This window comes from Mesorhizobium sp. WSM4845 (assembly GCF_055811455.1).
In genome coordinates this window covers 16,097-30,795 of the sequence record NZ_JBVVQA010000015.1, presented here as the reverse complement: position 1 = coordinate 30,795, position 14,699 = coordinate 16,097, and the positions used below count along the sequence as shown (strand labels likewise).

12 protein-coding genes are annotated in these 14,699 nt (G+C 63.5%); 11 read left to right on the top strand and 1 reads right to left on the bottom strand.

Annotation, left to right across the window (positions count from 1 at the left end; genetic code table 11):
- The first annotated feature begins 68 nt into the window (after nt 1–68).
- From AC0L2C_RS18080 to AC0L2C_RS18030, 11 genes are all read left to right on the top strand, one after another.
- Nucleotides 69–389 carry an ArsR/SmtB family transcription factor gene (locus AC0L2C_RS18080; protein WP_091592333.1) on the top strand — a complete coding sequence of 107 codons (321 nt, stop codon included), beginning with the start codon at nt 69–71 and terminating at the stop codon, nt 387–389.
- Nucleotides 390–440: 51 nt separating this feature from the next.
- A complete protein-coding gene (locus tag AC0L2C_RS18075; RefSeq protein ID WP_473524041.1) occupies nt 441–1,859 on the top strand; it encodes an NAD(P)-binding domain-containing protein in 1,419 nt (472 codons plus the stop codon).
- Complete coding sequence (gene arsK, locus AC0L2C_RS18070; RefSeq protein WP_473524040.1) at nt 1,856–3,088, top strand: arsenite efflux MFS transporter ArsK; 1,233 nt, start codon at nt 1,856–1,858, stop codon at nt 3,086–3,088. The genes AC0L2C_RS18075 and arsK overlap by 4 nt, the downstream gene beginning before the upstream one ends.
- A gap of 106 nt (nt 3,089–3,194) precedes the next feature.
- A complete protein-coding gene (locus AC0L2C_RS18065) occupies nt 3,195–4,694 on the top strand; it encodes a helicase HerA domain-containing protein (protein ID WP_473524039.1) in 1,500 nt (499 codons plus the stop codon).
- A gap of 487 nt (nt 4,695–5,181) precedes the next feature.
- The gene (ampH, locus tag AC0L2C_RS18060) at nt 5,182–6,312 is read left to right on the top strand and encodes a D-alanyl-D-alanine-carboxypeptidase/endopeptidase AmpH (RefSeq protein ID WP_473524038.1); all 1,131 of its coding nucleotides are present in this window, start codon (nt 5,182–5,184) and stop codon (nt 6,310–6,312) included.
- Nucleotides 6,313–6,635: 323 nt separating this feature from the next.
- Complete coding sequence (locus tag AC0L2C_RS18055; RefSeq protein ID WP_128173635.1) at nt 6,636–7,184, top strand: sugar dehydrogenase complex small subunit; 549 nt, start codon at nt 6,636–6,638, stop codon at nt 7,182–7,184.
- Nucleotides 7,181–8,794 (top strand): GMC family oxidoreductase, encoded by a 1,614-nt coding sequence (locus AC0L2C_RS18050; RefSeq protein WP_473524037.1) that lies wholly within the window; start codon nt 7,181–7,183, stop codon nt 8,792–8,794. The genes AC0L2C_RS18055 and AC0L2C_RS18050 overlap by 4 nt, the downstream gene beginning before the upstream one ends.
- A gap of 5 nt (nt 8,795–8,799) precedes the next feature.
- On the top strand, nt 8,800–9,624 hold the full coding sequence (gene coxB, locus AC0L2C_RS18045) for a cytochrome c oxidase subunit II (protein WP_091592347.1): 825 nt from the start codon (nt 8,800–8,802) through the stop codon (nt 9,622–9,624).
- Entirely contained in the window at nt 9,621–11,195 is a 1,575-nt protein-coding gene (locus AC0L2C_RS18040) for a cytochrome c oxidase subunit I (protein WP_473524036.1), read from the top strand. Before coxB ends, AC0L2C_RS18040 begins: the two co-directional genes overlap by 4 nt.
- Nucleotides 11,192–11,998 carry a cytochrome c oxidase subunit 3 gene (locus AC0L2C_RS18035; RefSeq protein WP_091592351.1) on the top strand — a complete coding sequence of 269 codons (807 nt, stop codon included), beginning with the start codon at nt 11,192–11,194 and terminating at the stop codon, nt 11,996–11,998. Before AC0L2C_RS18040 ends, AC0L2C_RS18035 begins: the two co-directional genes overlap by 4 nt.
- A gap of 799 nt (nt 11,999–12,797) precedes the next feature.
- A complete protein-coding gene (locus AC0L2C_RS18030) occupies nt 12,798–13,232 on the top strand; it encodes an FKBP-type peptidyl-prolyl cis-trans isomerase (RefSeq protein WP_077381007.1) in 435 nt (144 codons plus the stop codon).
- Between the two features lie 357 nt (nt 13,233–13,589).
- On the opposite strand, the gene AC0L2C_RS18025 is transcribed toward AC0L2C_RS18030, so the two are convergent.
- Nucleotides 13,590–14,570, bottom strand: coding sequence for an ABC transporter permease (locus AC0L2C_RS18025; RefSeq protein WP_473524035.1), 981 nt, complete (start codon nt 14,568–14,570; stop codon nt 13,590–13,592).
- Nucleotides 14,571–14,699 lie beyond the last annotated feature (129 nt).

The following is a 14,699-nucleotide window of genomic DNA, read 5'->3' as shown; positions in this document are numbered from 1 at the left end:
TGGTTGCTAATTCGATAATTTTCGAAATAGTTATTGACGCGGCGCTGTCTCAGTGCTACCTTATTTCCATGAAACTCGAACAAGCAGCAAAACAGCTCGAAGCGCTCGGCAATCCGACGCGGCTGAAGCTTTATCGCACGCTGGTGCGGGCAGGCGAAACCGGGAGACCGGTCGGTTATCTGCAGGAAAGCCTTGGCATCGCTGCGTCCACGCTGTCGCATCATCTGCACCGGCTCATCCTGACCGGCCTGGTCACCCAGGAACGCCAGGCAACGACGCTGATTTGCCGTGCCAATTACCCTGTGATGAACGATCTCCTTGGCTTTCTTGCCGATGAATGTTGTGCCGATGCCGCATGCGGCCCGGCTGTCGGGGAGGCGGCTGCATAACTCTTTTTTTGACTGGTATTTCTATAATCCTAGAAACATAGAAGGGATGTCATGGTTTCTGAAAACGATCTCCCGATCGCTATCATCGGCGGCGGACCTGTTGGCCTGGCGGCGGCCGCCCAACTGGTCAGCCGTGGCCTTCCGATTAGGGTTTACGAGGCTGGTTCTTCTGTCGGCTCGAACCTTCGGGATTGGGGTCATGTCCGGGTTTTCACGCCGTGGCGCTATTGTGTCGATGCGGTTGCCCGAAAACTCCTCGAGAGCCACGGCTGGCAAATGCCCGAGCCGGAGGCATTCCCAACGGCGGATGAGATCGTCGACCAGTATCTCGCGCCGCTGGCAACGCTTGCCGAACTGGCGCCGTCGATCGAGATCAATGCCCGTGTTGTCGCCATTTCCCGCTGGGGAGCCGACAAGGTTCTGAGCAAGGGGCGACAGACGCGGCCGTTCATGCTTGTGGTCGAAACGGCGGAGGGCACGCGCCGGGACAGCGCCCGTGCCGTCATCGATGCGTCCGGCACCTGGCAGACGCCGAACCCGCTCGGCGCAGGCGGCTTGTCGGCCGAAGGCGAGACGGAATTTGGCGATCGCATCGCCTACGGCATACCAAATGTTCTCGGCCGCGACCGCCACCTCTATGCGGGCCGCACGACATTGGTGGTCGGCGCCGGCCATTCTGCCGCCAATGCCTTGCTGGAATTGGCGGAGCTTGCGCAAACCGAGCCGGGCACTTCGGCACTATGGGTGACGCGCAGCACCGAAATTGTCCGCATCTATGGCGGCGGCGATGCCGACGCCCTGCCGGCGCGCGGCGAGCTTGGCTCGGATGTCCGGCAGCTCGCCGAGAGCGGCCGCGTGCGGCTGGTTACCGGCTTTGCCATTGTTGCCATCCGTGAGGTCGACGGCCGTCTCGCTGTCGAAGGCCAGACGAATGACGGGTTGCACACGCTCGGCCCTGTCGGCCGGATCATCGCCGCGACCGGGCAGCGCCCTGACCTCGCCTTGACCCGGGAGCTTCGGCTGGACCTCGATCCATGGCTCGAAGGCGTCAAGGCGCTTGGGCCGCTCATCGATCCCAATGAGCATTCCTGCGGCGATGTCCCGCCGCATGGCCATCGCGAGCTCAGCCACCCCGAGCCCGATTTCTACACGGTCGGCGTCAAAAGCTATGGCCGGGCGCCGACGTTCCTGCTGCTGACCGGCTATGAACAGGTCCGCTCGGTCGCCGCGGCGCTCGCCGGCGACATGGCGGCCGCCGATGCCGTGCAGCTGGTGTTGCCCAAAACCGGCGTCTGCACGGTGCCGGTATCACTGTCAGGCGTGTCGTCCCAAAATTGCTGCGGCGGACCGGCGCCGGCTGCTGTCGACGCCTGCTGTGTCGACGATGCCAAGGCAAAGGCGAGCGGCAAGTCGGGCTGCGGCAGCACGCAAGCAGTGCGCAGCGACGATCTCGAGATCGTCGCTCAATGAGCGACCGGAAAATCCCGGCTGCCGCGCTCTGGGCGTTGGGGCTGACGCAGATCATCGGCTACGGTACGCTCTATTACAGTTTTAGCATCCTGGTGCCGTCGATCGCGCTTGAGCTCGCCTGGCCGGAGCAATGGGTTTTCGGCGCCTTGTCGGCGTCGCTGCTGGTGGGTGGACTGTTTGCGCCGACAGCGGGGCGCTGGGCCGATCGTTTCGGTGCCGGCCGCGTGATGACCTTTGGTTCGGCTGCCGCCGCGGCAGCACTTGTCGCTTCCGCGGCAGCTCCCGGTCGGGTGACCTTCGTGCTGGCGCTGATGGCGATGGAGCTGGCATCCGCATTCGTGCTCTATAGTGCCGCTTTCGTCGCGATCGTCCAGATCGGCGGCGCCAAAGCGCAGCGCAGCATTACCCATCTGACGCTGATCGCCGGCTTCGCCTCCACCCTGTTCTGGCCGCTGACGGCTGCACTGCACGAATACCTGACCTGGCGCGAGGTCTACCTGGTCTTTGCCGCCGTCAATGTCACCATCTGCCTGCCCATCCATGCCTGGCTGGCACGACTGTCGCGTCGGGCGGACAAAAACGCTTCGGCGACACCTGCGGCGATCGGGTCGGTCGGCGGGCCGGTTGCCTTCACCGCGCGCGACCGCAGCAGAGTGTTTCTGCTCATGCTTGGCGGCTTCGCGGTCGAGGGTTTTGTGCTGTCCTCGATCCTCGTTCACATGGTGCCGCTGACGGCGGCGCTCGGGCTTGGCTCCGCCGGGCTTGTCGTCACCACGCTATTTGGCCCGTCCCAGGTGGCAAGCCGGTTGATCAACATGCTGTTCGGCGGCAGGCTGGCACAGACCTGGCTCGCGGTTATCGGCGCGACATTGCTGCCGCTCGGCCTTGTCGCCCTGCTGGCGACGACACCATCGGTGCCTGGAGCCATCGCCTTCGTCATCCTGTTTGGGTTGGGCTCGGGCCTCGCCAGTATCGTCGGTGGCACGCTGCCCCTGGAACTGTTCGGACGGGAGCGCTACGGCGCCCGGCTCGGCTGGGTGACGGCCGCGCGTCAGTTTTCGTCAGCACTTGCGCCATTTGCCCTTGCCATGGCGATGGCAGGCATCGGCGTCCAGCCATCGCTCTGGTTGACCGCTGCGGTCGGCATGCTCGGCATACTGGCCTTCTCGGCGATCATCCTGATCAGGCGGCAGCCTGTTGCGCCCGTGATGCTTACGTCAGCGAACTGACGCCACGCGCAGCGTCCAGCTTGTGCGCAACAGCGAGCGGTCGGCCATGGGCGCTCGACGGGCTGTGATGCGGTTGATAAGCCCTCTCCTCAAGGAGAGTCGAGACATGACCGTTGCGATCGAGATGGGCCACACGACGGCAGGCGCCCCGGCGGCACTGGATCTTGAGGAGCTGCTGGCAACCCGCCTGCTGGTGCAGGGCAATTCGGGCTCCGGCAAATCGCATCTGCTGCGCCGGCTGCTGGAGCAGAGTGCCCCCTGGGTGCAGCAGACCATCATCGACCCCGAAGGCGACTTCGTCTCGCTGGGCGACCGTTTCGGCCATTTGGTGATCGATGCCGAGCAGCATACCGAGCGCGGCCTGCAGACCGCCGGCGAGCGGGCGCGCATCCACCGCGTTTCCACCGTGCTCAATCTCGAGGGGCTCGACGCCGAGAACCAGATGCGGCGCGCCGCCGCCTTCCTCGGCGGGCTTTTCGAGGTCGCCCGCGACCACTGGTATCCGATGCTGGTGGTGGTGGACGAGGCGCAGCTGTTCGCGCCGGCCGTGGCGGGCGAGTTTTCCGACGAGGCGCGCAAACTCTCGCTCGGCGCCATGACAAATCTGATGTGCCGTGGCCGCAAACGCGGGCTGGCCGGGATCATCGCCACCCAGCGACTGGCCAAACTCGCCAAGAACGTCGCCGCCGAGGCGTCCAATTTCCTCATGGGCCGGACTTTTCTCGATATCGACATGGCGCGCGCCGCCGACCTTTTGGGCATGGAGCGGCGGCAGGCGGAGGCTTTTCGCGACCTGGAGCGCGGGCAATTCATGGCGCTGGGGCCGGCGCTGTCGCGCCGCCCGCTCGGCTTGCGCATCGGCCCGACCGATACAAGTCCGCGCAACGGCACCCCGCGGCTGATGCCGCTGCCGGAAGCGGGATTGGAGGATGCCCGCGCCATCATCCTGGCTGCCCCGCCGCCGGAAGCCGTCCGGCCGCAGCGCCGGTCGTCGCCGGACCTGCTCGATCAGCTGATGGCGGCAAAATCGGCGGCGCTGGAAATCCGCCCCGAACCGGTGGAGCCGCCGATCAGCGCCGAGGATCTTGCGGAGCGGCGTGAGCGCGTCGACCGGGTTTTGCGCGCCGTGCTGGCACAGCCCGATGCGGGGTTCCGTGTCATCGGCGTGCTCTATCAGGAGTTCGTGGTCCGCTGCCGGATAGAAGGCCTCGCCTCGATCGTGCCGGATCTGCCCGCCTTCCGCCGCATGCTGACACGCGCCCGCGCCGGCCTCGGCTCCGACATGGCAGGCGATGACGCGTGGCAGGACGTCTCGGCGCGCGCCTCGCTGCTGCCCGAGGATATGCAAGGCGTGTTCATGATGATCGCCCGCGCGGCGAAGGAGGGCTGGCCCTGTCCGAGCGACGCGGCGATCGCCCGCGCCTATGGCTCACACTCGCTGCGCCGCGCCAGGCGCCTGCTGACCTATATCGAGGAGCAGGGGCTGATCGTGTGCCAGCTTGACGGTCTCGGCCGGCGGGTCGTGACGCTCGTCGAATTGGCCTGGGCGACGGCGCCGGGCGATCCCGGTGCTGCGGAGGTGGAGCAGGGGCGTTTGGCTGTGTGAGGCGGCGGCCGAGCGCGCAAGGGAAATGCCACGCATCAAGGCGATGTATGGCCAAGCGGCAGGTACAGCGGCGAGTCTTTTTTGCGCAGATAGGGCCTTGGCCCGCCACAGCTCTTCTGCCCGGTCTTCATCATACGACGACGATTGGCGCGACGCAGATCCGCCTATTGTAAGTTGTTCGACGCTACAGCACTCCCTCCTGCCGACGGCGCTTCATATATCTTCTAAATTACCCGCGGGTCGGTTGCTAATGAAGAGATCAGCCCCGATCAACTGACGAAGGACAAGAAATACGGCAGGACTGTAGCGCAAATAGCCGCCGAAACTACGCTACCGCCGCCGATTACCCCCTTCGGTTCATTCTGTTGACATCTCCTGCTTCTGGAGAGATGGTAAGATACTACGCGGCGGCCCTTTTTCCGAAGATTTTATTCTGCAGCTTCATCAAAGGATTTCGGCAATGCGTTTGTCTCGATCGCGCCGACTTATGGCCATCGCTTTGACGGCAATCGCAGCCGTCACCCTTCCCTCTTATGGACATGCCGAGGACAAGCTGCTGACGGAAGCGGTGCAGTTCAACGGTACGATCCTGTATCTCTCCACCGAAGTGCCTGGCCTGATCTTCGGCGCCGTGCGCAACGGCGAGACGGCCTTGGCCGGTTTCGGCAAGATTGCCGACGGGAGTGAAAAAGTGCCCGACGGCGACACAATGTTCCGCATCGCATCCGTGAGCAAGGTGTTCTGCGGCAGTGTGCTTTCCTCGCTGGCGATCGACGGCAAGGTACAGCTCACCGACCGGCTGCAGGATCGCCTTGGCTGGGACGTCACGCTCCCTGAGAAGGATGGCCGCGCCCTCCGCCTGATCGATCTCGTCGCGCAAGCTTCCGGCCTTCCGCGGGAGGTGCCAGTGGCCGAGGCGCCCCCCTCCGACCCCTTCTCTACGAACACCAAAGAGGCGCAGATTGCCGCCCTCGAGGACAATCCGCTGCTGTTCGCGCCGGGCACCGCCGTTCTCTATTCGAACTTCGGATACGACCTCCTTGGAGCGGCGCTCGCGAATGTCTCTGGAAAGCCTTATGCCGAGCTCCTTCGGGAGCGTGTCCTCGATCCTCTCGGCATGAAAAACACGGTTTTCAACGCAAGACCGGAGGACGAGCCGCGCCTGATGCAGGGCCATAACTTCGACGGCAGCGCCATGCCCATCGTGCCGACGAGCACAGCCATGGAGTGCGCCGGTGGATTGTACTCGACCGCGGACGACCTGCTGCGCTGGATGAACTGGCATGTCGAGAACAAGCCTTCTGCGGCCGATGCCGAGTTGCGGCTTTTGAACCACGCGGCTTTTTTGTACCGGGACGGGCTCGCGTCGGTGGTGGGGCTGGATGACGGCGGCCCGATGGACGCCATGGGTCTCGGATGGGTCATCATGCTCCCCACCGAGCATAGCCCGCTCATCCTCCAGAAGAGCGGCGGCCTGCAAGGGATGTTTCTCTATGTTGCGATTGCACCGACACGCGGCGTTGGCGCTTTCTTCGTCATGAACGAATTCAATGCCGCCGGCTTCATGGCGGGGGTCAAGACGACGAACGATCTCGTCGTAGAGATCGCTCCACGCTGATTTTCGCGCTGATCAGGGGGAACGTGCGCGATGATTAACGCTGTGGAGGGGCCTGACGGACCGCATGTTTGGTGGCAAGGCAAGCTCGACATCGGCTATTTCCGGCCGACGGCTTAGTTATTCCCTCCTGAGGACGACCACCGCATGGATAGGTCGCCGCGTGCAAGGTCAGGCCCAAGCGGCGCTTTTGATCTCAAATGTGGAGCTCTCTGGCTCGACTGTTCTGAGCTTGAAAGGGTCGATTGACCAAGCTCAGATTGAGCCGTAGCTTCAGATAGCGTGCGGCCTGGTTGTTTCAGCAGAGGCTCGCCTTGAGGGTACCGATGGCTGGCAGTGACGATGCGCGTCTGCCCAAGCAGGTAGGTCAGCCGGCGGCGCATCATTCTGCGTCGGCAACAGTGCGGCGACGCGAGCTTCTCATTGCCGTCTCGACGCTCGCAGCATTCTTCGGATTGCCCGCCGCGGCCCGTAGCCAGGTCGCCTTGAGCAGCGCGATCGAGCCCGGCGCGTTTCGCGAATTGACAGGCATACTGACGGGCATGTCGCCGAGCGACGCCACGCTGCCGGAATTGTTCCTGCAGGCATTCTCCGCTGACGCCGCCGATCTCGGAAAACTGCATGCGATCGTGACGGAACAGCCCGAGACAGAATGGGACAGCGCGATTGCGTCGGCGGGGCTGAAACCGCTGTCGGAATCGCTCATCCAAGCCTGGTATACGGGTAGCATCATGCACGGCTCGGAAGAACGCGTCCTTACCTATCTCGATGCGTTCGTCTGGCATGCCTGCGGTTACACCAAGCCGCCGACGCGATGCGACACGAATTTTGGCGCGTGGGCGAACGCACCGCCGCCCGGACGGTTTTCCGAATGACCGCGCCGGCGTCCGCCGATGTCGTGTTTGTCGGTTCAGGCGTAGCCGCGGCGCTTGCCGGCGCGGCTATCGCGAAAGCAGGGTTCAGCGTGCTGTTCCTCGAGGCGGGACCGCGCGTCGATCGCGGCACCGCTGTGACACGATTCCAGTACTCGTCCGCGAAGGGCCAGAACTCGCCTTACCCCGACCAGCCCTATGCGCCGCAGCCGGAAGAATCCGACTTCTCCGCCTACTATGTCGAGGCTGGGCCGGACACCTTTAGGGGACAGCAGGCGAGGATCGTCGGCGGCACCACGTGGCACTGGGGCGGGCTCGCCGCGCGGTTCCGGCCAAACGATTTCAAGATGCGCTCGAAGTTCGGCGTCGGCGTCGATTGGCCTATCGCCTATGGCGACATGGAGCCGTGGTATCAGGCCGCCGAGGAAGAGATCGGCGTCGCGGGCGACGACACCGCCGATTTCGGCGCGCCGCGCTCAAAGTCGTTTCCGATGCCACCGATCCCCATGACCTATGCCGACAAGCAGGTCGGCATCGCTGCCAAGGCGCTCGGCTACTCGGTGTTGCCATTTCCACAGGCGCGCAATTCGGTGTGGCGGGATGGCCGCCCGCAATGCTGCGGCAATGCGAGTTGCGTGCCGATCTGCCCCATCCAGGCGAAGTACGACGCAACGCATCATCTCGCCATCGCGGAGCGCGCCAGCGCGCATGTCGAGCCGCAGGCCGTGGTGCACGAGCTAGTCGTCGGTCCGGACAAACGCATTGCCGAAGTGCGTTACCGTCGCCCGGATCGCAGCGAGGGCAGCGCGACCGGAAAAATTGTGGTCATCGCGGCGCATACTATTGAGACGCCAAAGCTGCTACTGCTTTCGACGGGAGACAATGCGCCGACGGGCGTGGCGAACAGTTCCGACCAGGTCGGCCGCAATCTGCTGTCGCAGATCGATGTCGGCATTCAGGGACTGACCAGGGATCCCGTGTTCACCTATCGCGGACCGGTCTCGACCGGTGGCATTGCCGAGCTTCGGGACGGCGATTTCCGCAACGAGCGTGCGGCCATCGGCATCTCGCCTTCCAACGAGGGCTGGGCGCGGGCGGTCGGTCCGTTCCAGGCTGCGACGACCTTCATCAAACAGGGCCTGCGCGGCGATGCGCTGAAGGCGGCAGTCCGTTCGCACGTCGCGCGGGAGCTGATCATTGGCAGCTCTGCCGAAATGCTTCCCAATCCGGACAATCGCGTGACGCTGAGCAATCAGATGGACGGGATCGGCATTCCGCGGCCGAACATCGCCTTCAAGTCTGACGACTACACGGCGCGCGGGCTGGCGCTCGCGCGCGATGTGCAGAACAAGCTCATGGCTGCACTCGGCGCCACGCAGATCAAGCAGCTCGGCCCGATCGCTGACAGCGCGATCATGGGCGGCACGACACGCATGGGAGATGACCCGCTCACCTCGGTCGTCGACAGGGACCTGAAGAGCCACGACCATCCAAACCTCTACATCGTTGGCTCGTCCGTCTTCCCGTCCATCACGGCGAATGCGCCCACGCTCACCATTGCGGCGCTCAGTGCGCGCCTCGGCGCGCATCTCATCTCCCTGCTGAAGGCGTAGATGTCATGCGCGGGCGGGGCACTGTTTTCCTCGGTTTTGTCTCCGCAATGATGCTCGACGCACGGCACGGCTTGGCGCAGGCGCCGGCGAACTGGCAGACAAGTTTCGGCGTCTCAGCCTCGGAGACGAAGGAGCGGATCGTTGCGCTGCACGACCACATATTGCTGATCGGCGTCTGCATCGTCGCGCTCGTCGCCATGCTGATCGGTTTCGCGCTCTTGCGCTTCCGGGCGAGCCGGCACCCCACGGCGTCAAAAGTCACGCGCATGCCCTGGCTGGAATTCGGCTGGACTATCGCGCCGGTGCTGGTGCTGGGCGCGATCGCCGCGCCGTCGCTCCAGCTGCTCGCCTATGAGAGCGATATTCCCGACGCACAGTTGACGATAAAGGCCAGCGGCCATCAGTGGTTCTGGCGTTATTCCTATCCCGACAATGGCGGCTTCGCATACGATTCCATCATGTTGCCGCCGGCCTCCGTTCCGGCCGGTGAACCGCGTCTGCTAGCGGTCGACAATCGCATGGTTGTCCCGGTCGGCGCTGTCGTGCGCATACAGGTGACATCGTCGGACGTCGTGCACTCCTTCTTCATGCCGGCACTGGGCCTACAGATTTACGCCATGCCCGGGCGCCTCAACGAAACCTGGACACGCGTCGAGAAGCCGGGCGTCTATTACGGGCAGTGCAACCAGATCTGCGGTCTGAATCACTCCTTCATGCCGATCGCGATCGAGGCCATGGCGCAGCCTGATTTCGACGCCTGGGTGCGGGACGCTGCAACGCGATATCCGGTGGTCAGCGCCGCGACTATATCAGCGCAGGTGGCGAAATGAGCGCCACCGAACATAGGCGCGCGTGCCGGTCGATTGCGGCTTGGCTGTTCACCACCGACCATAAGGCGATCGGCACGCTTTATCTCGGATTCGCGATCATGGCGGGGACGCTGGGCGGCGCGATCTCGGGCTACATGCGGCTCGAACTGGCGCAGCCGGGCATGGACTATGTCGTCAACGGCCAGTCCTGGAACGCGCTGATCACCGCGCATGGCCTGATCATGATCTTCTACATGGTGATGCCGGCGTTGATCGGCGGCTTCGGCAACTGGTTCGTCCCGCTGATGATTGGTGCGCGCGACATGGCCTTTCCGGGACTGAACAGTCTCGGCTTCTGGTTGCTGCCGCTGTCCTTGATCATGCTGATCGGGTCGCTGCTGGTCGGCGACGGAACGGGTACCGGCTGGAGCCTCTATCCGCCGCTGTCGGGCATACACGGCCAGCCCGGACCATCGGTCGACATGACGATCCTCGCGCTGCACTTGGCCGGCATTTCTTCCGTGATCAGCGCGATCAATTTCGTCACTACCATCCTCAACATGCGCGAGGATCGCTTGCCGCTGTTCGGCATGCCGCTGTTCGTTTGGTCGATCCTGATTTCGTCGCTCATGCTGCTTCTCGCCATGCCGGTGCTGGCTGCCGCGCTGGCGATGCTGCTTGCCGACCGCAATTTCGGCGGCGCCTTTTTCGATCCAGCCGGCGGCGGAGACCCGATGCTGTTCATGAACCTCTTCTGGTTCTTCGGCCATCCGGAGGTCTACATCATGATCCTGCCGGCCTTCGGCATCATCAGTCAGATCGTCTCGCGGTTCTCAGGTCGCCCGATTTTCGGTTATCCCGGCATGGTGCTGGCGATGGCATCAATTGCGGCGCTGGGTTTCATCGTCTGGGCGCACCATATGTTCACCGTCGGTGGCGGCTTCGCGCCGCGTGCCTTCTTCACGCTGGCCTCGATGGTGATCGCGGTGCCGACCGGCATCAAGGTGTTCGCCTGGATTGCCACTATGTGGGGCGGGTCGATCCGCCTCACCGTGCCGATGCTGTGGGCGCTGGGCTTCATCATCATGTTCACGGTCGGCGGCACGACGGGGATCGTGCTTGCCAATGCCGGCGCGGATCAAGTGCTGCACAACACCTACTACGTCGTCGCGCATTTCCACTATGTGCTGAGCCTCGGCGCGACCTATGCGATCTTCGCCGGCTTCTATTACTGGTTTCCGCGCATGACCGGACGCATGTTCCCGGAGTGGGTTGGACGGCTGCATTTCTGGTGCTTCTTCATCGGCACCAACGTTCTGTTTTTCCCGATGCATTTCCTCGGACTGGCAGGAATGCCACGGCGCATCGCGGATTATCCGGACGGTTTCTTGGGCTGGAATATGATTGCGTCGCTCGGCGCTGTGCTCGCGCTCGCCTCCACGCTGCTGTTCCTGGTGATGCTTGCGGTCTCGCTGCGGCGTGGCGCGCTGGCCCCGCGCGATGTGTGGGGTCCGGCTTTCACGCATGAATGGGATGACGATCCCGAGATGGCGCGTGCGCGTGGCACGGCGGGCGCGGAGGCAGGCGCGTGAGCAAGACTGTCACCGAGGTCGGCGGCACGGATGGCCGATGGCCTGTCGCGATTGCTGTCTCGCTGTTCCTGCTAGCGTGCGCCGGTCTCGCGCTCTTCCACCCGTCGCTGTTCGGCACGCTGGCAGGCAGCATCGCGGTACTCGGTCCGCTCGTGATCGCGGTGGGGCTTCTGCCATTGTTCATCGCTCTGACAGCGTGGTCGCGGGCGACGAGTGGTGAGCGTGCGAATGGTCCGCAAAACACCTTTGGCCCGAGGATCGCGATCATCGCCTTAATCGCGTCCGAGGTAGCGTTCTTCGCCGCCTTGTTCGCCGCCTACCTACGATACGCGATCTATCCGGAGGTCGCGGGGTTCAGCTCATGGCCACCTACGCCGATGCGCCCCGACGACCCTTGGGGCGGCCCGCTTCTCAACACAGTGATCCTCGTCGCGTCGGGGGTCTGCGTCGCAGCGGCGCACGACTGGCTTCTGAAAGAGCGATGGCAGCTTTCGGCTATCGGGCTTACCGTGGCGATCGCGCTCGGCGGCGTGTTCGTCGGCCTCCAGCTTCGGGAATTCAGCCTCGCCTCGGTGGGATTCCGCGACGGTGTCTATCCCTCGATCTTCTTCCTTACGACTGGCTTCCACGGCCTGCACGTCGTTATCGGCATCTTGTTGCTGTCGATCGCCGCATATCGGGTGATCCGCGCGCGCTCAGCCGGCGGCGCCGGCTTCATCCCGACGGCGGCATCCTGGTACTGGCATTTTGTCGATGCGGTGTGGCTTCTGCTGTTCGCCGTCTTCTACGCCTGGGCCAGCTAGGAGCGTGCCGACGCGACGTCGACTAGCATCGGCATTGCTGAAACATATCTGGGAGCCGGCTGAGGGCGGGCCTTCGCGGTTCAAAGTTGCATAGAAGCAAACTCAAAAGCACCCAGAAGAGCTGCCGCTGGCGGAAGTGATCTTACTCCATAGTCGATCAGTTTCCTGCAGGATCAAGTAGTGTAGTGGCTCCCCTCCTCGATCATCAATCGACCAAGCATATCTCAAGCTGTAGTTGCAAAAGAATTGCGGCCGTGGTTTTGCCTAAAGGCAAGTTGCGTTTCAGGATGAGGGCCGCAATGGCAGAGCGTCATTCAATTGATCACGAACTTGCCGTAAAGGCGGTGGCGTCTTCCGTGCACGATGCCATAGCGACTCGCCATGGCTTGCGCGGCTGGAACACGAGCCAGGTGACCGGCGACGGCGCCGGGGGATCCTAATGCGGGGGAGGCGGAGCAGGGGAGCTTGGCTGTTGAAGGTTGATGCGCTTGGGCGAAAGCTGACGTCGCTCAACATCAGCAAACGCCAAAAACCGCGGGGTGGGTGGCCGATCAGAGTCTTCGCAATCTCTGTCGCCACGACATGCTCGAAAATGCGCGCCCCAGATCCTTGGCGAACAGATCCCAGTCGGCCTCCGCGACTTGTCTTTACGCAGGTGGCTGAATTGGCATTTTGGGTTTACATCGGCAGCCAAGCCCCTAGTTTTAGAGTTTCGCGCCGCGCACCTTAGTGCGTGGATGATCGAAAACGGGACCGTGAACTCTGGCCGGTCCCTCAAAAATCCCAAAGGATGACTGCCATGACACAGGCCAAGAATGGCGACACCGTGCGCATCAATTATACTGGACGTCTAGCCGACGGCACTCAATTCGATTCTTCCGGCAGCGAACCGCTGCAATTCAAGCTCGGTGAAGGGCAAGTGATCCCCGGCCTTGAGACCCATGTCGAGGGCATGGAGGTCGGCGCGAAAAGCACCGTCACCGTTCCCGCCGACGCCGCCTATGGTCCCCACCGCCCCGAAGCGGTCATGACCGTCGACCGCGCCAGGGTGCCGGACAACATCAACGTCGATATCGGCACTCGATTGCAGGCCAGAACCCCCGAAGGGCGCCCCATGCAGGTGACGGTCGTCGGCGTCGACGACGCCAGCGTCAAGCTCGACGGCAATCATCCGCTTGCCGGAAAGGATCTGGTGTTCGACGTTGAACTGGTCGAGATCGTTCAGGCGGCGTAGGGTATCCATGCGGCCAAGGCCGTGGTGGCTATGATTTCGGGTGGCGGACTTCCGCCGGAGGTTTCGGCGGTTTGTGCCACCTGCCGCCTGCTTTCCGCGCTTAGGCGATCGCCAAAACCGTGCCGACTTTCGTAAGGTTCGACACTCCATCTAATGCGACTTTCCGGCCACGAGTCGCTCAGTGGATGTCAGTGGCCAGCCTTCGAATTTCTCGTTCCCGGAATGCACAGGTAGCGCCAAGAGCAGACGTTCCAATGATGCGTGTTGAACGGCTTCATCGCGCAAAGCTGTCATGCACGGCTCCGTTTGCGAGAGTCTGCTTCGGTCAAAAGCAGCCCCCGGCTACAGCCTCCACCCCTACCGATCCTCAATAATCCTCAAATAAGCCGCCGTGACGAACAGCACGATCAGCCCGAACAGTATCCGCCGCGCGCCTTCCGGCATTTGCAGGATGGTCAGCAGGGTCGTCAGCACGGTGAGGATCAGCGCCCCGATGATGGTGCCGGTGTAGCCGCCGCGGCCGCCGAAGATCGAGGTTCCGCCGATCACCGCGGCTGCCACCGAAGGCAGCACCAGCGGTTCGGCCAGCGACAGCGACGGCGCCTTGATCAGGCCGATGTAGAGCAGGCCGGTGATGCCGGCGAGCACGCTGGAGACGACGTAGAGCGCTGTGATGACCTGCCAGTAGCGGACGCCGGACAGGCGTGCCGCCCCTTCATTGTCGCCGACTGCGTAAAGCAGGCGGCCAAAGCCGGTGCGGTTCAAGGTGAAGACGATGAGGACGGCGATGGGCACGAACAGCAGCAGCGCGTTGGGCACGCCATAGGTGAGGCCGGTGCCCAACCAGGCCAGGAAGGGCGGAATCTTGGCGCCCGAAGCGATGACGGTGCGCTGATAGACCTGCAGGCAGCCGGTGCCGATCAGGCTGGTGCCAAGCGTCATGATCAGTGGGTGCACGCGAAACACGCCGACGCCGATGCCGTTGACCAGCCCGATCAGCACCGCCGGCACCAAGGCGATCAGGATCGCCACCGCCGGGTCATGGTTGACGACCTGCGTCGCCATGATGAAGGCGCTCATCGTCGCCACGGTTCCGACCGACAGATCGATGCCGCCGGTCAACATGGTCATGGTCTGGCATCCGGCCAGAATTGCCAGCGGAATGGCGAATTTGACGGTGTTGGCGAGCCAGCGCTCGTTGACGATGCCGGGGCGCAGGATCTGCAGGACCACCACCAGGATGACCAGCAGGATGATCAGCGGGATCAGCGGCCGGTCGGCCATGAAGCGCTTGAGGCGGCGGCCGAAGGGGACGGGTTGGATCGCGGTTGTGCTCATGAGGTTGCTCGCGATTGGGGTGGCGCGATGCCGGGAGAGGATAGCGTTCTACGGCGCCCCCCTCTGTCCTGCCGGAAATCTCCCCCACGGGTGGGGAGATTGGCAGCTTCGGCGCCTCGCTCATTCTTG

What these genes read in the sequence shown, in the direction of transcription:
- AC0L2C_RS18080 (WP_091592333.1), top strand. Translation starts at nt 69, where the DNA reads ATGAAACTCGAACAAGCAGCAAAACAGCTCGAAGCGCTCGGCAATCCG.
- AC0L2C_RS18075 (WP_473524041.1), top strand. Translation starts at nt 441, where the DNA reads ATGGTTTCTGAAAACGATCTCCCGATCGCTATCATCGGCGGCGGACCT.
- arsK (WP_473524040.1), top strand. Translation starts at nt 1,856, where the DNA reads ATGAGCGACCGGAAAATCCCGGCTGCCGCGCTCTGGGCGTTGGGGCTG.
- AC0L2C_RS18065 (WP_473524039.1), top strand. Translation starts at nt 3,195, where the DNA reads ATGACCGTTGCGATCGAGATGGGCCACACGACGGCAGGCGCCCCGGCG.
- ampH (WP_473524038.1), top strand. Translation starts at nt 5,182, where the DNA reads ATGGCCATCGCTTTGACGGCAATCGCAGCCGTCACCCTTCCCTCTTAT.
- AC0L2C_RS18055 (WP_128173635.1), top strand. Translation starts at nt 6,636, where the DNA reads ATGGCTGGCAGTGACGATGCGCGTCTGCCCAAGCAGGTAGGTCAGCCG.
- AC0L2C_RS18050 (WP_473524037.1), top strand. Translation starts at nt 7,181, where the DNA reads ATGACCGCGCCGGCGTCCGCCGATGTCGTGTTTGTCGGTTCAGGCGTA.
- coxB (WP_091592347.1), top strand. Translation starts at nt 8,800, where the DNA reads ATGCGCGGGCGGGGCACTGTTTTCCTCGGTTTTGTCTCCGCAATGATG.
- AC0L2C_RS18040 (WP_473524036.1), top strand. Translation starts at nt 9,621, where the DNA reads ATGAGCGCCACCGAACATAGGCGCGCGTGCCGGTCGATTGCGGCTTGG.
- AC0L2C_RS18030 (WP_077381007.1), top strand. Translation starts at nt 12,798, where the DNA reads ATGACACAGGCCAAGAATGGCGACACCGTGCGCATCAATTATACTGGA.
- AC0L2C_RS18025 (WP_473524035.1), bottom strand. Translation starts at nt 14,570, where the DNA reads ATGAGCACAACCGCGATCCAACCCGTCCCCTTCGGCCGCCGCCTCAAG.